23 protein-coding genes are annotated in these 23,468 nt (G+C 67.3%); 19 read left to right on the top strand and 4 right to left on the bottom strand.

All coding sequences use genetic code 11. The annotated features are described in order from the left end of the window. From QFX32_07995 to QFX32_07940, 12 genes are all read left to right on the top strand, one after another. The coding region (locus QFX32_07995; GenBank protein ID MDI9633976.1) for a PKD domain-containing protein at positions 1 to 2,275 on the top strand (2,275 nt) is incomplete at its 5' end. Between the two features lie 159 nt (positions 2,276 to 2,434). After that, on the top strand, positions 2,435 to 3,400 hold the full coding sequence (locus tag QFX32_07990; protein ID MDI9633975.1) for a replication factor C small subunit: 966 nt from the start codon (positions 2,435 to 2,437) through the stop codon (positions 3,398 to 3,400). Further along, complete coding sequence (locus QFX32_07985) at positions 3,397 to 5,538, top strand: minichromosome maintenance protein MCM (GenBank protein MDI9633974.1); 2,142 nt, start codon at positions 3,397 to 3,399, stop codon at positions 5,536 to 5,538. Before QFX32_07990 ends, QFX32_07985 begins: the two co-directional genes overlap by 4 nt. A gap of 45 nt (positions 5,539 to 5,583) precedes the next feature. Next, positions 5,584 to 5,907 carry a dihydroneopterin aldolase family protein gene (locus tag QFX32_07980; GenBank protein MDI9633973.1) on the top strand — a complete coding sequence of 108 codons (324 nt, stop codon included), beginning with the start codon at positions 5,584 to 5,586 and terminating at the stop codon, positions 5,905 to 5,907. Continuing rightward, positions 5,908 to 6,735: a TatD family hydrolase gene (locus tag QFX32_07975; GenBank protein ID MDI9633972.1), complete on the top strand. Its 828-nt coding sequence runs from the start codon at positions 5,908 to 5,910 to the stop codon at positions 6,733 to 6,735. Between the two features lie 49 nt (positions 6,736 to 6,784). Continuing rightward, entirely contained in the window at positions 6,785 to 7,078 is a 294-nt protein-coding gene (locus tag QFX32_07970) for a DUF424 domain-containing protein (protein ID MDI9633971.1), read from the top strand. Positions 7,079 to 7,087: 9 nt separating this feature from the next. Continuing rightward, positions 7,088 to 8,128: a 60S ribosomal export protein NMD3 gene (locus tag QFX32_07965; protein ID MDI9633970.1), complete on the top strand. Its 1,041-nt coding sequence runs from the start codon at positions 7,088 to 7,090 to the stop codon at positions 8,126 to 8,128. Positions 8,129 to 8,135: 7 nt separating this feature from the next. Beyond that, positions 8,136 to 9,008 carry an SAM-dependent methyltransferase gene (locus QFX32_07960; GenBank protein MDI9633969.1) on the top strand — a complete coding sequence of 291 codons (873 nt, stop codon included), beginning with the start codon at positions 8,136 to 8,138 and terminating at the stop codon, positions 9,006 to 9,008. Further along, positions 9,005 to 10,171, top strand: coding sequence for a bifunctional phosphopantothenoylcysteine decarboxylase/phosphopantothenate--cysteine ligase CoaBC (coaBC, locus tag QFX32_07955; GenBank protein MDI9633968.1), 1,167 nt, complete (start codon positions 9,005 to 9,007; stop codon positions 10,169 to 10,171). Before QFX32_07960 ends, coaBC begins: the two co-directional genes overlap by 4 nt. 92 nt (positions 10,172 to 10,263) lie before the next feature. After that, positions 10,264 to 11,130 (top strand): GHMP kinase, encoded by an 867-nt coding sequence (locus QFX32_07950; protein MDI9633967.1) that lies wholly within the window; start codon positions 10,264 to 10,266, stop codon positions 11,128 to 11,130. Continuing rightward, positions 11,127 to 11,858, top strand: coding sequence for a 4-phosphopantoate--beta-alanine ligase (locus tag QFX32_07945; GenBank protein ID MDI9633966.1), 732 nt, complete (start codon positions 11,127 to 11,129; stop codon positions 11,856 to 11,858). Before QFX32_07950 ends, QFX32_07945 begins: the two co-directional genes overlap by 4 nt. After that, complete coding sequence (locus tag QFX32_07940; protein ID MDI9633965.1) at positions 11,845 to 12,852, top strand: AAA family ATPase; 1,008 nt, start codon at positions 11,845 to 11,847, stop codon at positions 12,850 to 12,852. The genes QFX32_07945 and QFX32_07940 overlap by 14 nt, the downstream gene beginning before the upstream one ends. A 32-nt stretch (positions 12,853 to 12,884) precedes the next feature. Here the strand turns inward: QFX32_07940 and QFX32_07935 are convergent, their stop codons facing one another. Continuing rightward, positions 12,885 to 14,249, bottom strand: a complete 1,365-nt coding sequence (locus QFX32_07935) for an AIR synthase-related protein (GenBank protein ID MDI9633964.1) — start codon at positions 14,247 to 14,249, stop codon at positions 12,885 to 12,887. Between the two features lie 134 nt (positions 14,250 to 14,383). After that, positions 14,384 to 14,893, bottom strand: coding sequence for a hypothetical protein (locus tag QFX32_07930; GenBank protein ID MDI9633963.1), 510 nt, complete (start codon positions 14,891 to 14,893; stop codon positions 14,384 to 14,386). Positions 14,894 to 15,010: 117 nt separating this feature from the next. Between QFX32_07930 and QFX32_07925 the strand changes: the two genes are divergently transcribed. The 7 genes from QFX32_07925 to QFX32_07895 are packed head-to-tail and all read left to right on the top strand — an operon-like array spanning position 15,011 to position 21,466. After that, positions 15,011 to 15,271: a hypothetical protein gene (locus QFX32_07925; protein ID MDI9633962.1), complete on the top strand. Its 261-nt coding sequence runs from the start codon at positions 15,011 to 15,013 to the stop codon at positions 15,269 to 15,271. Next, positions 15,268 to 17,046 (top strand): hypothetical protein, encoded by a 1,779-nt coding sequence (locus QFX32_07920; protein MDI9633961.1) that lies wholly within the window; start codon positions 15,268 to 15,270, stop codon positions 17,044 to 17,046. Before QFX32_07925 ends, QFX32_07920 begins: the two co-directional genes overlap by 4 nt. 10 nt (positions 17,047 to 17,056) lie before the next feature. Continuing rightward, the gene (locus QFX32_07915; GenBank protein MDI9633960.1) at positions 17,057 to 17,920 is read left to right on the top strand and encodes a DUF4350 domain-containing protein; all 864 of its coding nucleotides are present in this window, start codon (positions 17,057 to 17,059) and stop codon (positions 17,918 to 17,920) included. Then, the gene (locus tag QFX32_07910; GenBank protein ID MDI9633959.1) at positions 17,920 to 18,888 is read left to right on the top strand and encodes a MoxR family ATPase; all 969 of its coding nucleotides are present in this window, start codon (positions 17,920 to 17,922) and stop codon (positions 18,886 to 18,888) included. Before QFX32_07915 ends, QFX32_07910 begins: the two co-directional genes overlap by 1 nt. 3 nt (positions 18,889 to 18,891) lie before the next feature. Further along, positions 18,892 to 20,196, top strand: coding sequence for a DUF58 domain-containing protein (locus tag QFX32_07905; GenBank protein ID MDI9633958.1), 1,305 nt, complete (start codon positions 18,892 to 18,894; stop codon positions 20,194 to 20,196). A 32-nt stretch (positions 20,197 to 20,228) separates the two neighbouring features. Beyond that, a complete protein-coding gene (locus tag QFX32_07900) occupies positions 20,229 to 20,660 on the top strand; it encodes a hypothetical protein (protein ID MDI9633957.1) in 432 nt (143 codons plus the stop codon). Then, positions 20,657 to 21,466 (top strand): hypothetical protein, encoded by an 810-nt coding sequence (locus QFX32_07895; protein ID MDI9633956.1) that lies wholly within the window; start codon positions 20,657 to 20,659, stop codon positions 21,464 to 21,466. Before QFX32_07900 ends, QFX32_07895 begins: the two co-directional genes overlap by 4 nt. Here the strand turns inward: QFX32_07895 and QFX32_07890 are convergent. Together QFX32_07890 and QFX32_07885 are read right to left on the bottom strand one after the other, a co-directional pair. Continuing rightward, entirely contained in the window at positions 21,399 to 22,418 is a 1,020-nt protein-coding gene (locus tag QFX32_07890) for a DUF1616 domain-containing protein (protein MDI9633955.1), read from the bottom strand. The genes QFX32_07895 and QFX32_07890 overlap by 68 nt on opposite strands. Before the next feature lie 7 nt (positions 22,419 to 22,425). After that, entirely contained in the window at positions 22,426 to 23,397 is a 972-nt protein-coding gene (locus tag QFX32_07885) for a hypothetical protein (protein MDI9633954.1), read from the bottom strand. Positions 23,398 to 23,468: the final 71 nt, after the last annotated feature.

The raw sequence follows: 23,468 nt of genomic DNA, 5'->3' as shown, positions 1-23,468 counted from the left end.
CTCGGGGTACGCACCCCTCACCGTCGCGTTCGAAAGCACCGTGACGGGAACAGAGCCGTTCTCCTACTCCTGGTCCTTCGGCGACAACACCACTTCCGCGGAGAAAGACCCCACCCACACCTACACCAAGCCCGGGAATTACACGGTCTCCCTCACGGTCGCAAACGACTGCGGCGAGGATACCGAGACGAAGACCGCGTACGTCCTCGTGAGACCGCCCTGCACCCCGCCCACCGCTGACTTCTCCGCGAACAGGACGTGGGGGTTTGTCCCGCTCGCAGTCCGGTTCACCGACAATTCCACCGGGACCCCGCCACTCGCGTACTCCTGGTCCTTCGGCGACAACACCACTTCCCCGGAGAAAGACCCCACCCACACCTACACCGAGCCCGGGAACTACACAGTCTCCCTCGCGGTCGCAAACGACTGCGGGTCAGACTCCGAGGTAAAATCCATGTACATAAGGGCAGTCGAGCCCTGCGAACTCCCCGTCGCGGACTTCACTGGGAGTCCCCGAAGCGGGAACAACCCCCTCGGCGTCCAGTTCTGCGACAATTCGACCGGCGAGATCGTGAGCTGGTACTGGGAGTTTGGCGACGGGAATACATCCGACGAGCAGAGACCGTTCCACGTGTACAGGGAACCGGGCATCTACACGGTATCCCTCACGGTCTGGAACGACTGCGGGCCCGACACCATGACGAAGGTGCACTACATCAATGTCACCCCGTCCCCCGTCGGCCCGCCCAATGCGAACTTCGTCGCGAACGCGACCACGGGCGTCCTCCCGTTCGACGTCGCCTTCTACGACCTCTCGACCGGGAATCCCCAGACGTGGAGCTGGACGTTCGGCGACGGCGGGACATCCACCGAGCAGAACCCCGTCCACCGGTACCAGGAGGCAGGGATATACACCGTGAACCTCACCGTGGCAAACGAGTACGGGTACAGCACCCTCACCCGGTCGGGCTACATCATTGTCCTTCCCCCTACCGGGGGTGACAAGGGCTACTTCCGCGTCCACTCCAACGTGGATGGGGCCACGGTGCACTTCGACCAAGACTACAAGGGCCAGATATCCGGCGGGACCCTGCTCGTGACCGTCTACCTGACCGCACCGCGCTACACCAATTTCACCGTGGCGCATCCCGGATACTACCCCCTCACCCAGCCGATCCCCACGTACCCCGCAAAGGACCAGACCGTCGACCTCTACGCAAACCTCACCCCGATCCCGCCGGTCCTCTACACAGTCGTCGCGACGGCCGGCCCGAACGGGACGATCATCCCCAACGGCACGCTTTATGCCCAGGAAGGATCCGGCATCGACTTCACCCTCGTCCCGGAGACCGGCCACAACGTGAAGCGCCTCCTCCTCGACGGGGAAGACGTGGGTGCACCGAGGAGCTACACGCTCTCGGACATCCGCGCGAACCACACGCTCCACGCTGAATTCGAGAGGGCGATGTTCGGGATCACCGCCCTCCCGACCGAGAACGGGACGATCATCCCGCCCGGGCTGACACTCGTCCCGTACATGGGCACGCAGGTGTACGAGATCGTGCCGGATCCCGGCTTCTACACAGCGGGCCTCTCCATCGACGGCGTGGGTGTCGCGCCCGTCCCGGTCTACACGTTCTCGAACGTCACGTCCAACCACACGATACACGCGGTGTTCATGCCCAACGGGACGCTCACGTTCTACATCGAGGCAACGGCCAGCGAGGGCGGGACGATCGTCCCCTCGGGCCTCGTGAGCGTCCCCGCGGGGAGCAACATCACGTTCACCATGACGCCCTCGGTGGGATACTACACGAGGAACGTGGTCGTCGACGGGGACAGCAAGGGCCCGCAGGCGACGTGGACGTTCACGAACGTCCTCGCAAACCACACGATCAGCGTCACCTTCGAGCGGTCAGGTGGCGGCGGTGGCGGTGGCGGGGGCGGTGGTGGCGGTGGTGGAGGGTTCATCCCCACCACTGTCCCCACGACGCAGCCCACCCTTGAGGCAGCCGCCACCGGCGAGTCCGAGAGTGGGGTGACAGGGGGCAACGTCACGCCGACCCTGACCCCAATGCCGACGGAAGGGCCCGGCGAAGGGAACGCGACGACCGTCACGGCCACGACACTCCCGCCCGCGACTCCCTACTGGGTCGGTTTCTCCCTCGCGTGGCTCCTGCTCCTCCTCCTCGTCATCCTCGCCCTCGCCGCTGTCGGGTACTACTACTGGAAGAAACAGCAGGCGAAGGTAGCGCTCTTCGAGGAGGAGAAATAGGGCCCACCTTTTTTCCACCAGGGCTTCCCGGGAAATAAACGCGCGCGGATATCGCACCGCGCGCGGGGAAACCACCCCGGGAACAAAACGTCTTTGCCCTCCCCGCGCAGATATAGTGGAGACACGCGGGGGGCCAATCGACCCCGCGAGGGGAACCCCATGGAAGAGGAGAACCTGATCTGGATCGAGAAGTACCGGCCGACGAGGCTCGCGGACATCGTGGGACAGGACCAGATCGTGGAGAGGCTCTCTGGGTACGTCCGGACAGGGAACCTCCCGCACCTCCTCTTCACGGGGAGCGCGGGGGTGGGAAAGACGACGGCTGCCATTGCCCTCGCGCGGGAATTCTTCGGGGAATCGTGGCACATGAACTTCAGGGAGCTGAACGCCTCGGACGAGAGGGGGATTGACGTCGTGCGGAACCAGATCAAGCAGTTCGCGAGGACTTCCCCCCTCGGGGGCGCGGAATTCAAGATCCTCTTCCTCGACGAGGCCGATGCCCTCACGCCCGACGCGCAGGCCGCCCTCCGGAGGACCATGGAGAGCTACGCGTCCACCTGCAGGTTCATCCTCTCGTGCAACTACTCCTCGCGGATCATCGATCCCATCCAGAGCAGGTGTGCCATCTACCGGTTCAGGAGCCTCTCGCCCGAGGCGATCACGAAGGAGATCTTGAGGATCGCGGACTGCGAGGGCCTCAAGGTGAGCGAGGATGCGATCGCGGCAATCATCGACATTGCGCAGGGTGACATGAGGAAGGCCATCAACGCCCTCCAGGGAGCGGCAATCCTCTCCCCGGAGATAAAGGGGGATATGATCTACGAGATCACGGCCACGGCACGCCCGAAGGAGATCGAGGAACTCCTCTCGACCGCGCTCTCCGGCGACTTCGAGGGGTCGATTGCCATCCTCCACCACCTCCTCGACGAGAGGGGCATTGCGCCCAACGAGCTGATAAACCAGTGTTACAGGGCCATCACGAAGCGCGAGATGGACCCTGACCTCAGGGTCGCCCTCATCGACCAGATGGGGACAACCGACTTCCGGCTCTCCGAGGGCGCGAGCACCGACATCCAGATGGATGCCATGATCGCTCGTTTCGTCCTCCTCGCGCGCGAGAGATGAAGGGAAAAGAGCCGATTCCGGAACGGGAAAGCGACGAGGAGATCATCGACCGCGACGCCGACTGGAGCAGGTTCCTCCGGAGCCGCTACAGGAAACAGCTCCTCGAGCTTGCCCGCGAGTACCCGTACAAGCGTTCCCTCGAGATAGACTACAGGGAACTGGAGAGCTTCGGCAAGACCGGGCTCCGCATGGCCGACGAGCTCCTCGAGAACCCCGGCAAGGTCATCGAGGACGTGAAGAACGCGATAAAGAACCACCAGCTCGTCAAGGGGAAGGACGGGAAACCCACCGGGGAAGTGAACGTCCGGTTCTACAACCTCCCCCGGAAGGTTGCCATCCGGAACATCCGCGCCGACCACATCAACAAGTTCATCAGCGTCGAGGGCATCCTGCGCAAGACGACCGAGGTCCGGCCGCGGATCGTGCAGGCCGTCTTCCGCTGCCCGGCAGGCCACATCACGGTCAGGGAGCAGGGGTACGGGAAGTTCAGGGAGCCCGACGGATGCGCGGTCGAGGGGTGCACGTTCAAGAAGCTCGAGCTCATTCCCAAGCGGTCGCGTTTCGTCGATTCCCAGAAGATACGGATACAGGAGTCCCCGGAAGGACTGAGGGGTGGGGAACAGCCCCAGACGCTGGATGTCGACGTCACCGACGACCTCACGGGGAAGGTCGCCCCGGGCGACCGCGTGGTGATCAACGGGATACTCCGCTCGGTCCAGCGCGTCACCCACGGCGAGAAGAACACGGTCTTTGACATCTACCTCGAGTGCAACTCGATTGAGATCGCGGAGAAGGAGTTCGAGGAGGTCCAGATCGACGAGAAGGACGAGGAGAAGATCCTCGCCCTCTCCCGCGATCCCCAGATCTACCGGAAGATCATCCACTCGATCGCGCCCACGATCTACGGGAACGAGGAGGTGAAGGAGGCCATCGCGTACCAGCTCTTCGGCGGGATCCCCAAGGAGATGCCGGACGGGAGCCGCCTCCGCGGGGACATCCACGTCCTCCTCATCGGGGACCCGGGGATTGCAAAGAGCCAGCTCCTGCGGTACGTCGTCAAGCTCTCCCCGCGCGCGATCTACACGAGCGGGCAGTCCTCGACCTCCGCGGGGCTCACCGCGACGGCCGTGAAGGACGAGTTCGGGGACGGGCGGTGGACGCTCGAGGCCGGGGCACTCGTCCTCGCGGACATGGGCATCGCCGCGGTGGACGAGATGGACAAGATGCAGAAGGAGGACCGGTCCGCCCTCCACGAGGCGATGGAACAGCAGTCGATAAGCGTCGCGAAGGCCGGCATCACGGCGACCCTCAAGTCACGCTGCGCCCTCCTCGGTGCCGCGAACCCGAAGCTCGGGCGGTTTGACGATTACCTGCCCATCCACGACCAGATCAACATGCCGGGGTCGCTCCTCTCGCGCTTCGACCTCATCTTCAAGATGAGTGACAAGCCGGACCACACCCGCGACACCGCGATCGCGTCTCACATCCTCAAGGCGCACAGCATCGGCGAGATGATTGCCCAGCACCGCCACCGGCCCATCCCCGGCGTGGACGAGAAGTACATCGAGGAGCAGCTCCGGCCCGTGACACCGGAGATCGACCCGCAGCTCTTCAGGAAGTACGTTGCCTACGCGAGGCGGACGTGTTTCCCGCGGCTCACGGACGAGGCGAGGGAGGCGCTCTCGGCGTACTACATCCAGCTGCGCGACCTCGCGGCGGGATCGGACAAGCCCGTTCCCATCACCGCGCGCCAGCTCGAGGCGCTGGTCAGGCTCGCGGAGGCGAGCGCGAGGGTCCGCCTCTCGCAGGAGATCACGAGGGAGGATGCCGAGAGGGTGATCAGGATCGTCGACTCCTGCCTGCGGGAGGTCGCGTACGACCCCAAGACAGGGATGTTCGAGATCGACCGCGTCTCGAGCGGCATCACGAAGGGGAGGCGCGACCTCATCAGGACGATCAAGCAGACCATCCGGCAGATCCAGAAGGACACGGGCAACGATCGCGTCGCCATCGCCGAGCTGATGGACATCCTCGTGCCCCAGGGGTTCTCGCGCGAGGAGATCAAGGCCCAGATCGACCTCTTCCTCCGCGAGGGGGAGGCGATGGAGCCGAAATCGGGGTACATCAAGCTCATCTGACGCGGTCCCGACCGCTTTTTCAATTCCGCCGACAATGGGTAATCCATGGTGACCGCACGGGAGAAGGCAGCGTTTGAGGCTGGGATCAAGCTGGGCGCCCTCTACCACCAGTGGGTCGGGTCGCCCGTCAGCCCGCGGACCGCGCCCTCGCTCGAGAGGGCAATCGCGGAGAGCGTGGCCCTCCAGCCGTTCGTGGAGAGTGTCACGGTGCACCTCGACAGGGATCTCATGGTACCAAACGCGTTCGGCTACTCGGAGCTCTCGGGACCCATGCTCGATGTCGAGATCACGACGCGCGTCGACGGCGTGCCCTGCCGGGCGCGCCTGCGCAGGAAGGGAGACTACCCCCTCATGGAGATCGTGGACTAGATGGGGAAGAACCCGTTCCCGATCACGGACGACCACATCCACATCGACCCGAGGAACGGGAGGGGTGTGGCAGCGGCAAGGGACTTCCTCCGCTCCGGGGGAACGCACGTCTTCCTCGTGAGCAAGCCCTCCGGGTCATTCGGGATCTTCCCCCTCCGGGGCGAGGACTTCCGCCCGGTTTTCGAGGGGACCCTCGAGGTCGCGTCGATGGTCAATGCTGCCGGCGCCGTCGCGTTCCCGGTCCTCGGCGTGCACCCGGCCGAGATCACGCGGCTCTCGGAACATCTCCCGCTCGGGAGGGTTGTTGAGATCATGAAGGAGGGGATCGCCCTCGCGGCCCGGTTCGTGGAAGAGGGTGCCGCCGTTGCCATCAAGAGCGGGAGGCCGCACTACGAGGTGCCCCCGGAAGTCTGGGCCGCGTCGTGTGATGTCCTCTCTTTCGCTTTCGAGCGGGCAGCCGAGGTGGGGTGTGCCGTCCAGGTCCACGCGGAGAGCGGTGACTGCGCGGACATGAGGGAGATGGCATCGCGCGCGGGACTCGACCCCGACCGCATCGTCAAGCACTACGCGGTTCCCACGACACCCCTCGTCCCCTCCCTGATCGCGACGCACCCCGCGGTCCCCGCCCTGGCGAGGGAGGGGCGGGCGTTCATGATGGAGAGCGACTACATGGACGAGAACGCGCGGCCGGGTGCCGTCACGGGGCCCCGTTCCGTCCCGCGGGCGACCCGGAATCTCCTCGCGTCAGGTGCAATCGACGAGGAGAGCGTGCACAGGATCCACGCGGAGACGCCCTCCCGCGTGTACGGGGTGGAGATACACCTGTGACGGCCGCCGTTGGAGCCTTAATATCCCATCCCGCCCCATATTCACCAGGATGTACATGAAGATCCACCGGACCCCCAAGGGAGAGGAGGTGGTCGCGGTGTGTGACAGGGAACTCCTGAACACGACCCTCCGCAGGGAGGGCGTGGAGGTTCATATCAGGGAAGAGTTCTACGGGAACCGCCTCGCGAGTGAAGAAGAGGTCAGGGACGCGCTGAAGAACGCCGAGAACGCAAACCTCATGGGGGAGAGGACGATCACACTCGCCGTCGAGATGGGACTCATCTCCCGGTCGTCCTGCCTCATGATCGGCGACGTCCCGCACGCCCAGATATTCCGCATTTAAGGAAGAGACATGTCCATTAAGGATTCCATGTGCCCCCTCTGCGGGAGACCGTCCCCGAACGGCGAGATCTGCGGGACCTGCCGGGTTGCAAAGACGAGGTGGCTTGAGTGCCCGGCACGCGTCCGGATCGTCGTCTGCCCGACGTGCGGGGCCCACCGGCAGGCAGGCGCGTGGGTGGACGAGAGGGGGGACGATGATGAACTCGTGTTCTCCCTCGTCCGGCAGTCCCTCTCCCTCCACAGAGAGCTCTCGGGGGTCACGTTCAGCCTCTCCCGGCGGGAGAAGAGCCCGAACAGGACTCTCGTCGAGTGCACCGTCCGGGGAACCCTCTTCTCGGTTCCGGTCGAGGGGACCTGCGGGGTAGAGGTCGAGTGGAAGAAGGAGCAGTGCGACCGGTGTTCGCTCATCAGCGGGAATTACTACGAGGGCATCGTGCAACTGAGGGCGACGGGGCGCAAGCCTGCCCCCCGCGAGATAAAGGAGGCTCGGCGCATCGCGAGCGAAACACTCGGGGAGATGGTCGCCTCGGGCGAGCGGCTCGCCTTCATCACGAAGTGGGACGAGCACAGGGACGGCCTCGACATCACGGTGGGTTCGCAGAGGCTCGGACGGGAGATCGCGCACGCGATCACGCAGTCCCTCGGCGGGAAGTACTCCGCGCACCCTAAGCTCGTCGGCGAGAAGGCGGGGCGGCAGCTCTTCCGCGTGACGTACCTCGTCCGCCTCCCGCGGTTCTCCCCCGGGGACGTCCTGACCGTGCGGGGCAGGCACGTCGAGGTCATCGGCCTCGAGGGGCGCCTCCTCCGCTGCATCGACATCGACTCGGGCACGGTGAGACTCGTGGGGGAAGGGCAGGTGGAGAGGCGGGTGGGGAGGAGAGAAGATTCCGTCCGGTGGGAAGTAGTCTTCCGCGACCGGGAACTCCTCGGCCTCCTCGACCCCGCGACAGGCACGACGCACGAGGTCATGGCTCCGCTGCGCGGAGTATACCCGCCGGGCAGTATAGTGCACGTTCTCCTCGACAGGGAGGTTCCGGTCATCCTCCCGTGAGAACATGATGAGGGTGCGGGAGATCCCAAGGGACGAGCTCCGGTCAATCCGGCGCGAGGAGTGGGTGGACTGGTCAAGGCGTCCGTTCGTGCAGGGAGACGTGGCTTTCGTCCCCGTGAGGGAGGGTTTCCCGTGTTCCCGGACGCTCCCCGACCCTGTCCCCCCCCGCGGGAGGGGATACACGATGGTGGGGACGATCGCAGTCTTCCACGGGAAGCAGATGCCCGCGGAGAAGGACGTGGATGCCGTCCTCTCGTGGAGGAAACCGACGGCGGTCCTGTGGATTCCCGGCTGCGAGGGGCAGAGGCGCAAGCCCCGCGTCCACGTCCTCGCGGGCACGCCGGGGGAGGTCGTCCACAGGGAGAACGGCATCGTCTTCCACCTCGACCCGACGCGCGTGATGTTCTCCGCGGGGAACAGGGGCGAGAAGGAGGTCATCCGGAGGGCTGTCAGGCCGGGCGAGAGGGTCGCAGACATGTTCGCGGGTATCGGGTACTTCACGCTCCCCGCCGCCCTCGGCGGGGCGAGGGTCCACGCCGTGGAGATAGACGCCGAGGCATACTCCTTCCTCGTGAGGAATGTCCGCGCAAATGGCGTCGCAGACAGGGTCACCCCGGAACTCGGGGACTGCCGTTCCTGCCTTACCGGGACTTACGATAGGATCATCATGGGACACTTCGACTCGTGCGACTACCTCGACACTGCGCTCGCGCACGTGAAGGGGGGGACCCTCATCCACGTCCACACGGCCGGCGACGCGACCGCGAGGATACGGGAGATCCTCGGCGCGGCGGGGATCCGCGCGCACGTGAGGACGAGGAGGGTGAAGAAGCTAGGGCCCCGCACGTGGCACTGCGTGCAGGACGTGACGGTGGAATGAGGCCGGACGCGATCCTCTCCGGGAAGGAGATCGTGCTCGCGGTGTGTGGCAGCATCGCTGCGGTCGAGACTGTCAGGCTCGCGCGTGCTCTCCGGAGGAGGGGGGCCACGGTTCAGGCAGTGATGAGTGCCGCCGCGTGCGGGATCGTCGGGCCGGAGGCACTCGCGTACGCGACGGGGAGGCCCGCCATCACCGGGATATCGGGGCTCGTGGAGCACGTGCGCCACTGCGGGGAGGGCGGCTCGGCAGACCTCCTCCTCGTCGCGCCCGCGACGGCGAACACGATCTGCAAGATCGCGGCGGGGATAGACGACACGCCCGTCACCACCTTCGCGACCACGGCGATCGGGAGGGGGATGCCAGTCGTCGTCGCACCGGCGATGCACGAGTCGATGTATCGCCACCCCGCGGTCCGCCGCGCCCTCTCCCTCCTCTCGGAGTGGGGCATCGTGGTCGCGGAACCCCGTGTCGAGGAGGGGCGGGCGAAGATCGCCGGGACCGAGGAGATCGTCCTCCTCTGCGAGCGCGAGCTCTCGGGAAAACCCCTCGCCGGGCGGCACGTCCTCGTCACGAGCGGGCCGTGCCGGGAGAGGGTCGATGACGTGCGCATTCTCACGACACGTTCCTCGGGCAGGATGGGCCGGGCGCTCGCGCTCCACGCGTTCCGCCTCGGGGCGCGGGTCACGGTCGTGCACGGCGACACGTTCCCCCTCGTGCGCAACGTCCCCGCGGTCGACGCGGCAGAAATGAGGGAGGAGGTGCGGAGGATCTGCGCCACGGACCCGCCGGACCTCTTCGTATCGGCCGCGGCGGTCTCGGACTTCGCCCCGGATCCCTTCGAGGGGAAGATCCCGAGCGGGAAACCCGTGACCATCACCCTCCGCCCGCTCCCGAAGATCGTCCGCGAGGTCGCGGAGGAATTCGGGATCCCCTGCGTCGCGTTCAAGCTCGGGCGCGATGCCGCGTCGCGGGGAGGGGAGATGCTCGGCGGGCAGATCGGGGTCGTCGTTGCGAACGATCCCGACGCGATGGGAAGCGAGGATGCCCGCGTGACGATCCTCACCCGGGATGGTTCCGCCCGGCAGGTCTCGGAGAGAAAGGACGCCGTCGCCGCCGAGATCCTCTCGGACGCGATCAGGGTATTCTCGCTCTCGCGGGGGTGAGGGGGGATGACTGCCCGCACGCGAACGGGAGGATGGCCCTCCCTGCCCGTGGTGGCCCCTCCCCTTGAATCCCGGCACAGGCTCGACCGCCCATGACACCGGCTGCCACAGCATCGAGTCCCGGGCACCTCTCCGGGTACTTCAGGCCCGTGTACGGGCCCACCCCCGCGGAGACGGGGAGCCTCGGCGCGGGCATCGTGATACGCGAGGGCGTGACCGTCACGGTCCGGCCGGCACGCGAAAACAGCGTCAGAGTCGAGAGGCGCGACCCGCGCGATGGCTCAATGCGCGCGGTCTTCCTCACCTCCCCCCCGGTCGAGTATCTCCTCGCCGAGCTCGGCGTGAGGGCGTCCGTGGAGACGCGGTGCGTCCTCCCTATCGGTGCCGGCTTCGGCCTCTCCGCCGCAGCCCTCCTCGCGACGGCAATTGCCGCGGACGCACTCTTTGACCTCTCGCTCGGGCCGCGGGGGAGAGCGGAACTCGCCCACCGGGTGGAGCTCGAGTTCCACACGGGCCTCGGGGACGTTGCCGCGTGCACGGGTGGCGGCAGGGACTGCAGGAGGGGACCGGGCGTTGCCGCGCCCATCGACCGCGCGCACGACGTCATCGAGCCGCTCTGCGCGCTCGTCTTCGGGCCCCTCCCCTCCCCTTCCGTCCTCCGCTCCCGCGAGACAATGGAGCGTGTGGCCGCGGCCTACCCCGGACGGTGCCCGCGGGACGTCCTCGACTTCTTCAGGCTCTCCCGCAGGTTCGCGGAGGAGAGCGGCCTCGTGACGCCCGAGGTCCGGCACGCCCTCTCCGCCTGCGACTCCGCCGGGATCCCCGCGACGATGACGATGCTCGGGAACGGGATATTCGCGTACGGGAAGACCGCTATCGACGTCCTCTCGCCGCTCGGCGAGGTGTTCGTCCTCCACCCCGACGACAAGGGCGCCCGGCTCCACGGGGTGAGCAGGTGATCCCGAGGGACCACCCGAGGTACCACTCCCTCGTCGCGAGGGAGAGGATCGCCCGGTTCGCCGCGGAGGGCATCGTCACGCTCGAGGGGCTCTGCGCCCACGGGAGGGGGGAGGCGTTCGACTACCTCATCGGGGAGAGGACGACGGAGAGCGCCCTCCTCGCGGAGAGGACTGCCGCGGCGCTCCTCCTCTGCGCGCATCACCCGGTGATATCCGTCAACGGGAACACCGCGGCGCTCGCCGCGGGCGAGATCGCACGCCTGCAGGAGGCCTCCGGGGCCCGCGTCGAGGTGAACCTCTTCCACAGGACGGAGGAGCGCGTGGAGAAGATCGCGCGGCTGCTCGAGGAGGCGGGTGCCACCGTGCTGAAGGGGAAGGCAGAACGCCTCCTCCCCCTCTCGCACGACCGTGCGCTCTGCCTCCGGGACGGCATCTACGCCGCGGACACCGTCCTCGTCCCCCTCGAGGACGGGGACCGGTGCAGTGCGCTGCGGGGCCTCGGGAAGACCGTCATCGCGATAGACCTAAACCCCCTCTCCCGGACCGCGAGGACCGCGAGCCTCACGATAGTGGACGAGCTGACGCGGGCACTCCCCCGCATCACCGAGGCCTGCAGGTCGCTCTCGCGGGAGGAGGCGCGCCACCTCGCCACCACGTACGACAACAGAAAGTTTCTATCCGAGGCGCTGGAAGAGATCCAGAGGAGGCTTTCCCGTGCTCTGGATTGAGAAGTACCGGCCGAGGACATTTCGGGAGATGGTCGGGCAGGAGAGGGTCGTCACGAGGATGGCGCACTTCGCGCAGACCCGCACCGTCCCGCACATGATCCTCGCCGGCCCCCCGGGGACGGGCAAGAGCGCGAGCGTCGAGTGCCTCGCGAATGCCCTCTATGGCGACTTCGCCGGGGAGAACCTCACGGTGATCCCCACCTCCGACCTCTTCTCGCAGGGAAAGAAGTTCCTCGAGCGTGAGGAGAGGTACGCGCACCTCTACCGGCCCGAGGAGAGCGTGCTTGCCAACTTCAAGAGGATCACGAGGGAGTACGCGAGCCTCAAACCCCTCGACGCACCGTTCAAGATCCTCGTCTTCGAGGGGGCCTCCTCCCTCCCCCGCGAGGCCCAGCAGGCCCTGCGCAGGATCATGGAGCGGTCGTCGCGGACGTGCAGGTTCGTGTACTGCACGTGCCACCCGTCCGCGATCATCCCCGCGATCGCGTCGCGCTGCCTGCCCCTCTCCTTCTCGCCGCTCCCCGACGACCTCGTCCGGAACCACCTCCGGGCCATCCTCGACCGCGAGGAGAAGGGGGACGCGCTCACGGACGATGACCTCGACCTCGTCACGGCGGCCGCGCAGGGGGACCTCCGGAAGGCAATCGTCCTCCTCCAGCTCGTCTCCGAGGCGGGGAGGGAGACGGGCCTCTCCGCCCTCTCCGAGGGCGAGGCAGGGAAGGTCGCGCAGTCCGCGTTCTCCGCGATCAGGAAGGGGGAAGTCTCCCTCGCCTTCAGGAAGGTGGAAAACCTCGTCATCGAGTACGGCCTCTCCCCGCAGGAAGTCCTCCGGAAGATATCGGACGCCGCGCGGAGGGAGTACAACGATCCCCGGGTCGCGGCCATCCTCGGGGACGGGGATGCACACCTCGTCCACGGGCACAACGAGTTCATCCAGCTGAACGGCATCGTCGCGCGGCTCGGGAGCGCCATCCGCGAGGATCACGGGGGATGAGGGGGACGGGTGCGGCCATCGCCGCCGGCGTGTCACCTCCCGCCCTTCCCCGCGACCTTCCCCGCGAGTAACGCTTTCACCCGTTCCTTCTTCTCGATTGCAGCCGTTGCCGCGTCCTCGACTGCCCTCTTCATCTCTCCAAAGTCCCTGTGCGCCGAGTCGACGACGCGCTTGACCGGCGTGTAGGCAGACTCGCGGAACCGGGGGGCGAACTCCACGGTCTCTCCCCCCCTCCGGAGGTACGCCCCCGGCTCTCCCTCCTCGATGTACCCCACCTCGCCGATCCTCACCCCCGCGCCGCGCACGACCGCGGCGACCCTGTCCGCGGCCTCCGGGGGGACCGTGACGAGCAGGGAGTCGAGAGAGACGCCGAGGTAATCGATGGAGAGGGCTTCCAGCATGGAAAATACCTTTTCCTGGACGAGTTCCCCGACCCTCTCCTCCTCGATGACGACCCTGCACCCCGCGGTCTTCGCGAGCTCGTGGGCATCGCCCCGCAGGCCGCCGTTCGTCACGTCCGTCATCGCGTGGACCTCGCCGAGCGCGGGGCTCGCGAGGAGCGCCTCGCACGCCCGGATGAAGTGGAGGTTGATCGTCTCGTCCACGACCTCGGGGTAGCCCGAGTAGAGTGCCGCCGTCGCGATCGTCCCCCCACCGGCCCCCTCCGTCATCAGGATGACGTCGCCGGGCCGTGCCTCCCGGCGCGCGGTGAGGCGGGATGCGATCCCGACGGCCCCGACGCACCCCGTCATGCGGGAACCGAGGACCATGTCGCCGCCGACCCTGAGGGTGGACCCCGCGACGAGCGGGACTCCCACCGACTCCCCGACGGTGCAGATGCCCGCCGTGTAGTCGAAGATCTTGGCGACGTCCCCGTCGTCGGCGACGTGGATGTCCGAGAAGAGGAGGAGGGGGCGCGCACCCATGACGTACACGTCGCGGAGGGTCGCCCTCGTCGCGTGGAACCCGGCGAGGAAGGGGAAGTCCGAGAGGCGCGAGTGCATCCCGTCCACCGTGCAGACGAGGTAGAGGGGTCCCCTGCTCCGGTCCCCGGGGATCGCGACCGCGCCCGCGTCGTCCATATCGTCCACGCCGACGGATGCCGACGTCTCGCCGATGATTCTCGCGATCTGGCGGTGCGCGAAGAAATCCCCCGTCCCCCGGGACCCTACGCCGAACTCACCCATTGTGACGCCGGCAGGGCAAAACGAGAAGAGGTCGCCGGAAAGCCCGGAAGTGTTGCGGACCTCGGAGACGACGGCCGAGGCAAACTCTCTTAGGTACTTTTCCGGCATGCCCGGCTTGTATTCCCTCACCCGCTCCACGAGGCGGTCCCTGACCTCGCCGGGCGCCGCGCCCGAGGATAGCGCACGCCTCGCAAACTCCTCCACGTCCATGCCTGTCATGTGGATCGTGCAGGGTCATAAGGGGCGACGCTGCGGGCAGGGGAAGTGCACGGCACTCTGGGACTTCAGGGCCCTGCCGGCGGGGAAAAATGGGGGGAGGAACTCCCCGGAGGCGCGGTCCGGCCCTACCTCTCCCCTTCCCACGAGTGGACGAGCGGCGGGATCGCGACCTGCTCCGTGAACGTCTCGGTGTGCCCGTCGGGGAACCGGATCGTCGTCTCCGCCGGGGAGAGGTCGGCCTTCACGAGGGGTGCAAACCAGTACGATTTCAGGATCTTCTCGCCTTCCGAGAACGAGAGTCCCGGCGTCCGCGCCGTGAACGTCCCGTTCCTGCTCTCGACCCGCGCGAAAGATCTGACCGAGAGACTGACGCTCTCCCCCGTGACGGACTTTACCTCGACCGGTTTTTTGAAGTTCGACTCGAGAGCCTTCTGGAGTTCCGCCGCGGGATCGACCAGCCGGAGGTACACTGCGATGTACTCGAGCCAGTCCAGCGAGTACGTGAACTGGATGTCGGCATTCCCGTCCTGCCCGATGGATATGTCGAGCCTCTCGGACGTCATGGCGCCGGCGGGGAACGCGGCGAGGACGAGGAGCAGGACTGCCACGCCTGCCCGCAATGTCATGGGGCGCATGCACAATTCCTCCCTTTCAGTGGGGGTTGCGCTCCCCCGGGATAAATTTTCCCCCGCGTCCCGGAGATTTCGCGGCGATACCCTCTTTACGGAGTGGTCCCAACCGAGTGGTAACCGATGAGAAAGGGACACCTTGCCGCAAGCGTCCTCGCGGCGTGGGCAATCGTCGTGGCCGGGTTCATGCTCCTCGCCCGCACGCTCGACCTCGAGGTATTCTTCGTCCTGTGGCTGGTCGGGACCCTCGTGGTCACCGAGCTTGCCGCCGATAGATTCGCGACGCCCCGGCACGTCCAGTTCCAGAACCTCGTGATCGCAGCGGGGATCGTGCTCTTCGGCGCGATCGTGGCCCGGAAAGTCATGGAGATACTCGCGCGATGAGGCGGACCATCCTCCTCGCGGCAGCCACCGTGCTCTGCATCGCCTGCCTCGCACTCGCCGGGATGCGCGCGGGGTCGCCGCTCCTCTACAGTCCTGCCTCCGATGCCCGTGCCGATGGCCACGTAAATCCCCTCGCGCTCAGGCCGGTGACCGGGGAGAGGGGTGCACGGATGATCACTCTCCTCGCGGATGTCATCGGAACCCCGGGGTCCATCGTACTGAACATCAAATCGGGCGATTTCGAGAACGCGGCGCGCGACCTCCGGGAGTATAGCAATCTTGTGAAGAGCCTCGACTCGCTCGTCGTCCAAATCGACCTTGATGAGAAGGATATCACAGAGTTCCGGCGCGCGAGCAAGAAGAACCTGCAGATCCTCGCCGAGCTCCTGAACGGGACGGAGAGGTGGGACGAGCTCCGGTCCCTCGAACTGCGGTTCAGGGAGGCTGGCGACACCGGCGCCGTGACCAGCATACGGTACGAGGGCGAGGCACTGAATATGCGGATACAGGACCTCTACCGCGAGTACCTCGCGCACGACGAGGTCATCCTCTCCACCGGGGAGCGTTTCGAGATCGACACGTCCGGCTACAGGGCGAGCATTTCCGACTTCAGGGAGATCGTCGACCGGGTCACCCGCGAGCACGAGGAGGGCGCGTCCGGTCCCGGATCTCCCGTGGAATACCTGTATCCCTCGGGGACAAAGCCACTCCTGACCCTCGAGGTCTCCCCGCGCCGTGCATCCTACGGGGACACGGTGGTCGCGCGGGGACGGGTGGAGAATGCACCCGCCGGCCTGGGCCCCGAGATCGACCTCTACATCGACCTCGAGAAGGCGGGAACCGTCACCGGCAATCCCGACGGATCCTTCTCGTATTCCCATCCCGTGGAGAGGGACCGCGCGGGAACCCATACCGTCTTCGCCGTGCTCGGGGGGTCGGTCTTCTCCCCCATGGACTCGTTCTCCGTCGAGGAGATCCCGACCGCGCTCTCGCTCGATACCCCCCTCGCCTCTCCCGGGAAGGTCCAATGCCGGGGGAACCTCCACGCGGGACCGCGCCCCGTGCGGCAGGCTCCCGTGGAGATATTCGCGGGCGGGTCGAAACTCGCCACCGTGCACACCGGCGACGACGGCTCCTTCTCCGCGGGGCTCCGGCTTGCGCCTGGGGCCTACCGGGTCAGGGCAGTGTTCCACGCGGATGGATTCCCGCTCCTCCCCTCGGAGAGCGAGCCCCGGGAGGTCGTCGTCCCCGCGCCCGCGGCGGGGGCCCCGGGCGGAGAGCCCGCGGCCGGACCGGTCGCCCTCCTCGTTCCCGCCGGTCTCCTCTGCCTCGCGGGGGCGGGATCGCTCTATTACCTCCGCCGCAGGGCGGCGGGGTCACGCGCGGCCCGCCGGCCGCAGCAGCAGGTCCCCCGGAGCCTGGAGAATGAGGCGCCACGGGAGGAGGACGTGGTGCATCCCCGTGATGCCGCTGCCCCCGGGGTCGCTCCGGAAGGGCATGCCGCCACTACGGTCGAGATCACGTGGCAGGGCCTCCTGCGGAGCCTGCGCGGGGCGATCGGCGAGCGGGAGTCCATCCGTTCCCCCCAGTCCCTCACGCCGCGGGAGATGTGCGGGATCTGCAGGGACCTGCGCGCGAGGGACCTCGTCTGCCGGTTCGCGGAGTGGTACGAGAAGGTGGTGTACGCGGGGGAGACCCTCCCGGAGGAGGAGGGGCTCCTCGTGGTCCAGCACGCCCGCGACGCCCTGCGCATCCTCGGGGAGGGGGACCATTAGCCGGGTACTCTTGGTCGCGGGGACGATCGCCGCGGCCGGCGCAGTCCTCGTCCTCTTCCACCTCTCCGTCACCGCCGAGGATTACAGCCGGTGCAACATCGAGTGGAACGGGACATCGCTCCTCTTTGACGCGATCGACGCGGCCGGCGGGATGGCCCTCGCCGACTATTCCCTCCTCTCCGGGGACGGCGATGCACTGCTCCTCGTGATCGCACCCGTCCCGGGCATCCCGCATGACGAAATGGAACGTGTCAGGGACTTTCTCTCGCGGGGGAACACCGTCCTCGTCGCGACGGACAGGGAGGAGGACAACGCCTTCATATCGGGAATCGGGGGGTCCATCCGGGTACGCGAAGCGAATGTCGTGAGCGTTGACCGCCTCTTCGACGACCCGTCCTCCGTCGTCGCGTTCCCCGCGAGAAACGACCCCCTCTCGGAGGGGTTATCCCGGATCGCCTGCAACGACCCGGTCACCCTCGAGGGGGGAACCCCGGTCTTCTCCACGTCGCTCCTCTCGTTCGAGGACGCGGACGGGGACTCCCGGCTGGGGGGCGGGGAAGTCCTCGAGAGGTTCCCCGTCGTCTCCAGGGAGAACGTGGGGGCGGGGACGCTCTACGTGGTATCCGACCCGAGCATCTTCATCAACGGGATGCTCTCGGCGCGACCCCCCACGGGGAACGCCGAGTTCGTCTCCCGCGTCCTCGCGCTGAAACCCCGCGTCCTCGTCGACCAGAAGTACTCGCGGACCGCGGCATGCGGCCCGCTGACCCAAGGCATTAATCTTGTGAAAGGTGAAATTACTCTCCAAATGGCGATAATCACCCTCTCGATGCTCTCCCTTGGGCTCTTCCTTTCGCGCGGGAGGCGGGAATGATGACCGTCCCGGCAGACGACCTCGCCGTCCTCGCACGGTACTACGGGGAGATCAGGAAGAGGATGGGTGAATTCTTCGTGGGGAACGACTCCCTGCTCGAACTCTGCGTGATCTCGCTCCTCTCGGGGGGGCACCTCCTCATGGAGGGGACACCCGGTACAGGGAAGACATCGATGGTCAAGGCCCTCGCGAGGCTGACCGGCTGCGAGTTTGCCCGCTTCCAGTGCGCTGTGGACAGCCAGCCTGCAGACATCCTCGGCGTCCGCATCTACGACCAGGAGAAGAGGGACTTCGTCCTCCGGAAGGGTCCCATCTTCACCAACTTCCTCCTCATCGACGAGATAAACAGGCTCGCTCCCCGGACCCAGAGCGCGTTCATCGAGGCGATGAGCGAGAGGCAGGTCACGATCGACGGGATCACCCTCCCGATCGCCTCTCCCTTCACCGTGATCGCGACGCAGAACCCGTTCGAGTACGAGGGGACGTTCCCCCTGATCGAGGCGCAGAAAGACCGGTTCATGTTCTCGATGACCCTCTCACAACTGGACGGGGAGGGGGAACTCGAGATCATCCGCCGGGAGCATGCCGGCCGGCTCGACTGGGAATCATACTACTCCCAGCTCCGGCCCGTGATGAACAGCAGGCTGATCCTCTCGCTCTCCGGTTCGGTCACCGGTGTGCACATCGACGGGCACCTGCTCGAGTACATCCGCGACATCGTGGTGGCAACCCGGACCCACGGCGACGTGCACATCGGGGCGAGCTCGCGCGCGTCCATCGCGCTCGTCCGGGGGAGCAAGGTCCTCGCGGCACTCCGCGGGAGGACGTACGTCATCCCTGACGACATCAAGTACCTCGCGATGCCCGTGCTCCAGCACAGGATCATCCTCACGCAGGAGGCAGGGGTGAGCGCGCTCACTCCCCCGGAGGTCGTTAGGGACATCCTTGCGAGAATCGAGGTGCCCTGACCCGTGAGGCCGACGCGCCATTCCCTCGTGCTCCTCTCCGCTGCAGCCTTCCTCCTCCTCTACGCCTTCCTCCTCGACTCCGCGCCGGCCCTCTTCCTCTCGGGCTCGATCGCCGGGCTCGTCGCGTGGAGGGCGTTCTCTTTCCTCCATTCCGCGAAGATCCTCGCCTCGGGCACGAGTGTCCGGCGGGATGCCACTCCCGCATTCCTCCGGCAGGGCGGGGCGGTCAAGGTCGCGTGCACCGTGCAGTTCACCCTCCCCCGCGGGCTCCGCGTCGCGATCGCCGATCGCCCGCCCGCCGGCGCACAGGTCACGGGCGGGACGGCGACCGCGGTGCACGGCATCCCGGGACCTGCCACCGTGCCCCTCGCCTACGCGATCTCCCCCTTCTCGTGCGGCAGGCTCCCCTTCCGCGGTCTCGATATCGTCGTGCAGGACGCGTTCTTCTCGCTCCTCCTCCCGTTCAGGGGGGGCAGTTTCTCTTCCCCCACCCTCTGGGTGGACCCCGTCGCCCGGTTCAGGCCGGGCGAGGGGACGCAGGTGTTCGGCGAGGTCGAGGGAGATGCCCGGGCTCTGCTCCAGGGACACGGGGTGCGGTCATTCCGCGAGTACATCCCGGGGGACGACCCGCGAATGATCGACTGGAAGCTCACGGCGAAGCACGGGAAGGTATTCGTGAGGGAGCTCTCCGGCCTCGAGGGCAAGAGCCCCCTCCTCGTCGTCGACCTCCCGGACGGGTCCGTCCCCTTTCCCGCGCGCCTCCGGGACGCGGTTCTCGGTGCGGCGCTCGACGCCGCGCGCGAGATGTGCAAGAGTCCCCGCGGGTGCAGCCTCATGGTCATCTCCGGGCCCAACCTCCTCTCGTTCCTCCCGGGCGGGAGGTCGCCGGCACGGGTCGAGAAGGCCCTGCGGGAATACCACTCCCCCCCGCAGGCTGTCCGCTGCTACAGACTCCTCGACCCGGGGATCGCGGAGGGGTTCCGGCAGAGACTCGCGGGCGAGGCCGCCGGCACCGGAGGTGAGGAGTTCACGCGCCGCCTCCTCGAGGTGTACAACGCGTTCGTCCCCGCGGTGGAACCAATCCCCTTCGAGGTCCAGTGCGCCCGCGCGCTCGCGAGGGAGAGGGAGACCGCGCTCTACGTCCTCTCGCACGGGACGGGGGACCCAAGCCACCTCGCGATCCTCGGCCTGCACGCACGCCGGCGCGGGATCGACGCGCGGATCGGCATCCCGGAAGAGGCCCTCTCCCCCGGGCTCGTGCGCCGCCTGCGGGGCAGCGGTTTCTCTGCGGTGAGGGTGATCGCGTGAGGGGGGAATTTCCCGTCTTCATTGGAATTTCCGTGGGCTCTGCCGCCGCGGCGGTCGTCCTCGCGGGCACCTCCCCCGCCCTCGCCGCGATCGCGTGCGGGCCGGTCCTTGCCCTGCCGGCACTCTCTGCCCACCGCGGGAAGCAGGACCCCGTCGCACTCTTCCTCGCGGGGCAGCCCCCCGTGTTCCTCGCGTGGGACGCGTCCCCGTACCTCTCGGCCACCGCCGAGACATTCCTCCTGCTCGCCCTCGTCCTCTCCTGCAAGGCCCGCGGGACGGGGGAAGATACCCTCCCGCCCGGTGTCGTTCTCCTCATCCCGTGGGTGCTCGCGTTCTCCCTCGCGTCGCAGAGGCACGTTTTTATCCCCCTCCTCGCCATCCTCGCCGCGTCCGCCGCGGCGGCCCTCGTTGTCCTCGGTACCGCGTCGCACATCGTCTCCCGCGCCACAGGTGGTTCCCCGTGAAGATTCCCGCCGCCCACGATTCCCTCGTCGCGGGGTGCGTCCTCCTCGGCGCCGCCGCGGTCCTCCTCTCCGTCGCGACGCTGACCGGCAGGAATGACGTCGTCACTGCCACGCTCTTCCTCAGCGGGGTCGGGACGTTCCTCTCCGCCGTCTTCGTCCTGTCCTTTGCAAGGGAGCAGCCCTTCGACGCGGAGGTCGCATCCCTCCTCTCGGCGTCATCCACGGTGAACCTGTGCCGCGCCTGCGCCGACCTCGGGGTCAGGGGGGACGCGTGGTTCGTCCCCACCCCGGGCGGCGGGCCGGTCCGCGAGTTCGTGCCTGTCGCCGGGCAGGGCCTGCCGGGTGAGATTCCCGACTTCACCTTCGTGACGGGGACCGGGACGCCGGGAATCGCCCTCCTCCCGGCGGCAGCCCACCTCCTCGAGTACTGCGAGCGCAAGCTCGCCCTCGTTGTCCCGGAGGCGGAAGGAGAGATTGTGGCCGCGGTACGCGAGCTCGCCGTGGACGTCCTCGGGCTCGCGGAGAGCGTGGAGGTGGAACGGGAGGGCGAGTCGCTCGTGGTGACCGCGCGGGGATACCGGCTCTTTCCCGGTTGCCTTGCAGTAGCGCGGGAGTCCCCCAAGTGCTGCACGATGCATCCCTGCGGCCTCTGCAGCCTCGCGGCATGCATGCTCGCGCGGGGAACGGGCATCCCGTGGCAGGTCACGCACGTCTCGCTCGACGAGGGGGAAAAGAAGGTTACCGCGGTCTTCCGGGGCCTTCCCTCACGCGGACCCACAGGTGGAGGTCCCGGTAACTCGCGTTGATCCTGTCCATGCCCCAGACCGAGTCGGGGGGCGGCTCGTCCCTGAAGAGGAGGAACTTCACCTGGTTTGCCTCGCGGTTCCCCGGCGTGAAGTTGTGGCGCTGCTCGTAGGTCGCGTTGTGCGGGACAGTGACCGCGAATGAGGCCATCCTCTTCATCGAGGGGATGGTGCTCTCGTTCGTGGCGGTGTCGAAACGCGCCTCGAGCAGGAGGATCTCGACGAAGTACGTGACGTTCCTGTACTCGTGGTTGCCGATGCCGACGATGATGGACTCGGGTCTCCCGACGACGAGCTCGGTAGGATAGTCCGCGGCCTTCCCCTCCCTGCCGAGGATGTAGAACTCGGTGAATTTTTCCCCTTCCTTCGGGACGGCGATGACGTACACGGTCGTCCCGACTGCAGCCACCACCGCGGCGACGAGGAGGACCGAGAGGGCACGGTCGAGGCGGGAAGCGTCCGCGGGGAAGAGTTCGCTCTTCGCTTCCGCCCACATCTCGCGGAATGGAACCGAGAACCGTTCCCCGGGGGGGAGCCTCGCGCGCCTCACCTGCGCGGTCACTGCCATCGACCACGTGAACACGACGAGCGAGACGACGACGGGGTCGAGCCTGATCCCAAATGGCGTGTAGTTAAGGACGAGGCCGATGAGCGGGACGACCGCTATCGAGAGGCCGAACGAGAGGGCGAGACGCTCTATCCCGTCGATCTCCCCCTTCCCGGGGAAGAGTGCCGCGATCAGGGCATACCCCGGGACGAAGAGGACCATGGGGAGAGCGAGGACGACGCGGAGGGGGCTTTCGCTGACGACCGGGGCGTAGATCGCGACCACCGAGAGGAACGTCCACGCGTAGACGAGCGCGAGGTCCGCGGGAGTCTCCGCGGGGTTGAGGGCGAGGAGGATCTCCCCGAGGGGGGGGAGGGGAGGGCGCTCGTCCGGGGTGAGATCGGGCATGCGGGGATCAGGGCACCTTCCGGGTGGCAATGGCCACGAGGGCGAGGGCGAGAGCCGCGGCGAGCGGGAAGGACGGTGACCTCGTGGGCGGGGGCGGGGTCGTCGCGGGTTCCGTTTCCGTGACCGTCACTGCCGTTTCGGGCGGGACGGGCTGCGAGATGTTCGCGTGCGGGCTCTCCGTCACTGCCGGCGTGGCCGTCACGGTGGCGGTGGTCGTCCCCGGGATCCCGATGGACGCCGTCCCCCCGCCCCCTCCACCACCGCCTCCTCCCGCGGGGAGCGGTGTCGGCGTCGGGGTCGCGGTCGCCACCGTAGTGGCAGGACTGGTAGTCGGGCTCGTCGCGGGTGTCGTCGCCGTGGTCGCCGGCTGTCCCCCGAGGGCGTAGGTGCGCGAGAGGGCCATCGCGCCGTCGACGGTCACGGTCACGGTGACGGTACCCTGGGGGATCCCGGCAACGACGAACGTGATGACAGAGTCGGCGGGCCCGCTCTTCTTCCCTTCGAGGGTGAGTGCCGCGACGACCATCGTCGCGCCCGGGGCCGCCGTCCCCTCGAGCGATATCACTTCGTAGGTCCCCGCGGGGATCGAGCCGGAGTCGCTCGTCGTGAAGACCCCGTCCCGGGACGTCCCCACCTTCTTCACCTCGGTGTCACCCTTCTGCACGGTGAGGACGTTCGTCTCGGTGTTCCTCAGGGTGGCCGAGAGGGTCCCGTCGCGGAGCGCGAATGGCAGGACGAGGTTCTCCACCCTGAAGGTGAACTTCCCGTCCGCGCCGACCGGGAATGCCCCGTCCACCCTGAGCGCGAATGTGCTGTTGTCCGCGAGATCCGTGACGGCGATCGTGACCGTGTCGCCCGCCCCGATGCGGTCCGGGGTGACCGTGACCGAGAGGGCACTTGCTGCCGGGACGAGGAGGGAGATGGCAAAGAGGATGCGCAGGAAAAAAACATGGCCGTGGTTTTCGCTTTCCGTTCCCATGAGAGACTATTATCGGTTCCCCGTTATCAAGCCGATGCAATGGATTTCCGGGGAGCTCACGCGGGTGGGAG

Source organism: Methanolinea sp. (assembly GCA_030055515.1).
Lineage (GTDB): Archaea > Halobacteriota > Methanomicrobia > Methanomicrobiales > Methanospirillaceae > Methanolinea_A.
The sequence above is the reverse complement of the archived record's forward strand: the minus strand, read 5'-3'. Positions and strand labels throughout refer to the sequence as shown.

Bases quoted from the DNA above. Each gene is read 5' to 3' on its own strand.
- QFX32_07930 (MDI9633963.1), bottom strand. From the start codon at position 14,893: ATGCGCCCCATGACATTGCGGGCAGGCGTGGCAGTCCTGCTCCTCGTC.
- QFX32_07965 (MDI9633970.1), top strand. From the start codon at position 7,088: ATGTCCATTAAGGATTCCATGTGCCCCCTCTGCGGGAGACCGTCCCCG.
- coaBC (MDI9633968.1), top strand. From the start codon at position 9,005: ATGAGGCCGGACGCGATCCTCTCCGGGAAGGAGATCGTGCTCGCGGTG.
- QFX32_07960 (MDI9633969.1), top strand. From the start codon at position 8,136: ATGAGGGTGCGGGAGATCCCAAGGGACGAGCTCCGGTCAATCCGGCGC.
- QFX32_07985 (MDI9633974.1), top strand. From the start codon at position 3,397: ATGAAGGGAAAAGAGCCGATTCCGGAACGGGAAAGCGACGAGGAGATC.
- QFX32_07950 (MDI9633967.1), top strand. From the start codon at position 10,264: ATGACACCGGCTGCCACAGCATCGAGTCCCGGGCACCTCTCCGGGTAC.
- QFX32_07920 (MDI9633961.1), top strand. From the start codon at position 15,268: ATGAGGCGGACCATCCTCCTCGCGGCAGCCACCGTGCTCTGCATCGCC.
- QFX32_07885 (MDI9633954.1), bottom strand. From the start codon at position 23,397: ATGGGAACGGAAAGCGAAAACCACGGCCATGTTTTTTTCCTGCGCATC.
- QFX32_07890 (MDI9633955.1), bottom strand. From the start codon at position 22,418: ATGCCCGATCTCACCCCGGACGAGCGCCCTCCCCTCCCCCCCCTCGGG.
- QFX32_07925 (MDI9633962.1), top strand. From the start codon at position 15,011: ATGAGAAAGGGACACCTTGCCGCAAGCGTCCTCGCGGCGTGGGCAATC.
- QFX32_07935 (MDI9633964.1), bottom strand. From the start codon at position 14,249: ATGGACGTGGAGGAGTTTGCGAGGCGTGCGCTATCCTCGGGCGCGGCG.
- QFX32_07970 (MDI9633971.1), top strand. From the start codon at position 6,785: ATGTACATGAAGATCCACCGGACCCCCAAGGGAGAGGAGGTGGTCGCG.
- QFX32_07910 (MDI9633959.1), top strand. From the start codon at position 17,920: ATGACCGTCCCGGCAGACGACCTCGCCGTCCTCGCACGGTACTACGGG.
- QFX32_07980 (MDI9633973.1), top strand. From the start codon at position 5,584: ATGGTGACCGCACGGGAGAAGGCAGCGTTTGAGGCTGGGATCAAGCTG.
- QFX32_07990 (MDI9633975.1), top strand. From the start codon at position 2,435: ATGGAAGAGGAGAACCTGATCTGGATCGAGAAGTACCGGCCGACGAGG.
- QFX32_07975 (MDI9633972.1), top strand. From the start codon at position 5,908: ATGGGGAAGAACCCGTTCCCGATCACGGACGACCACATCCACATCGAC.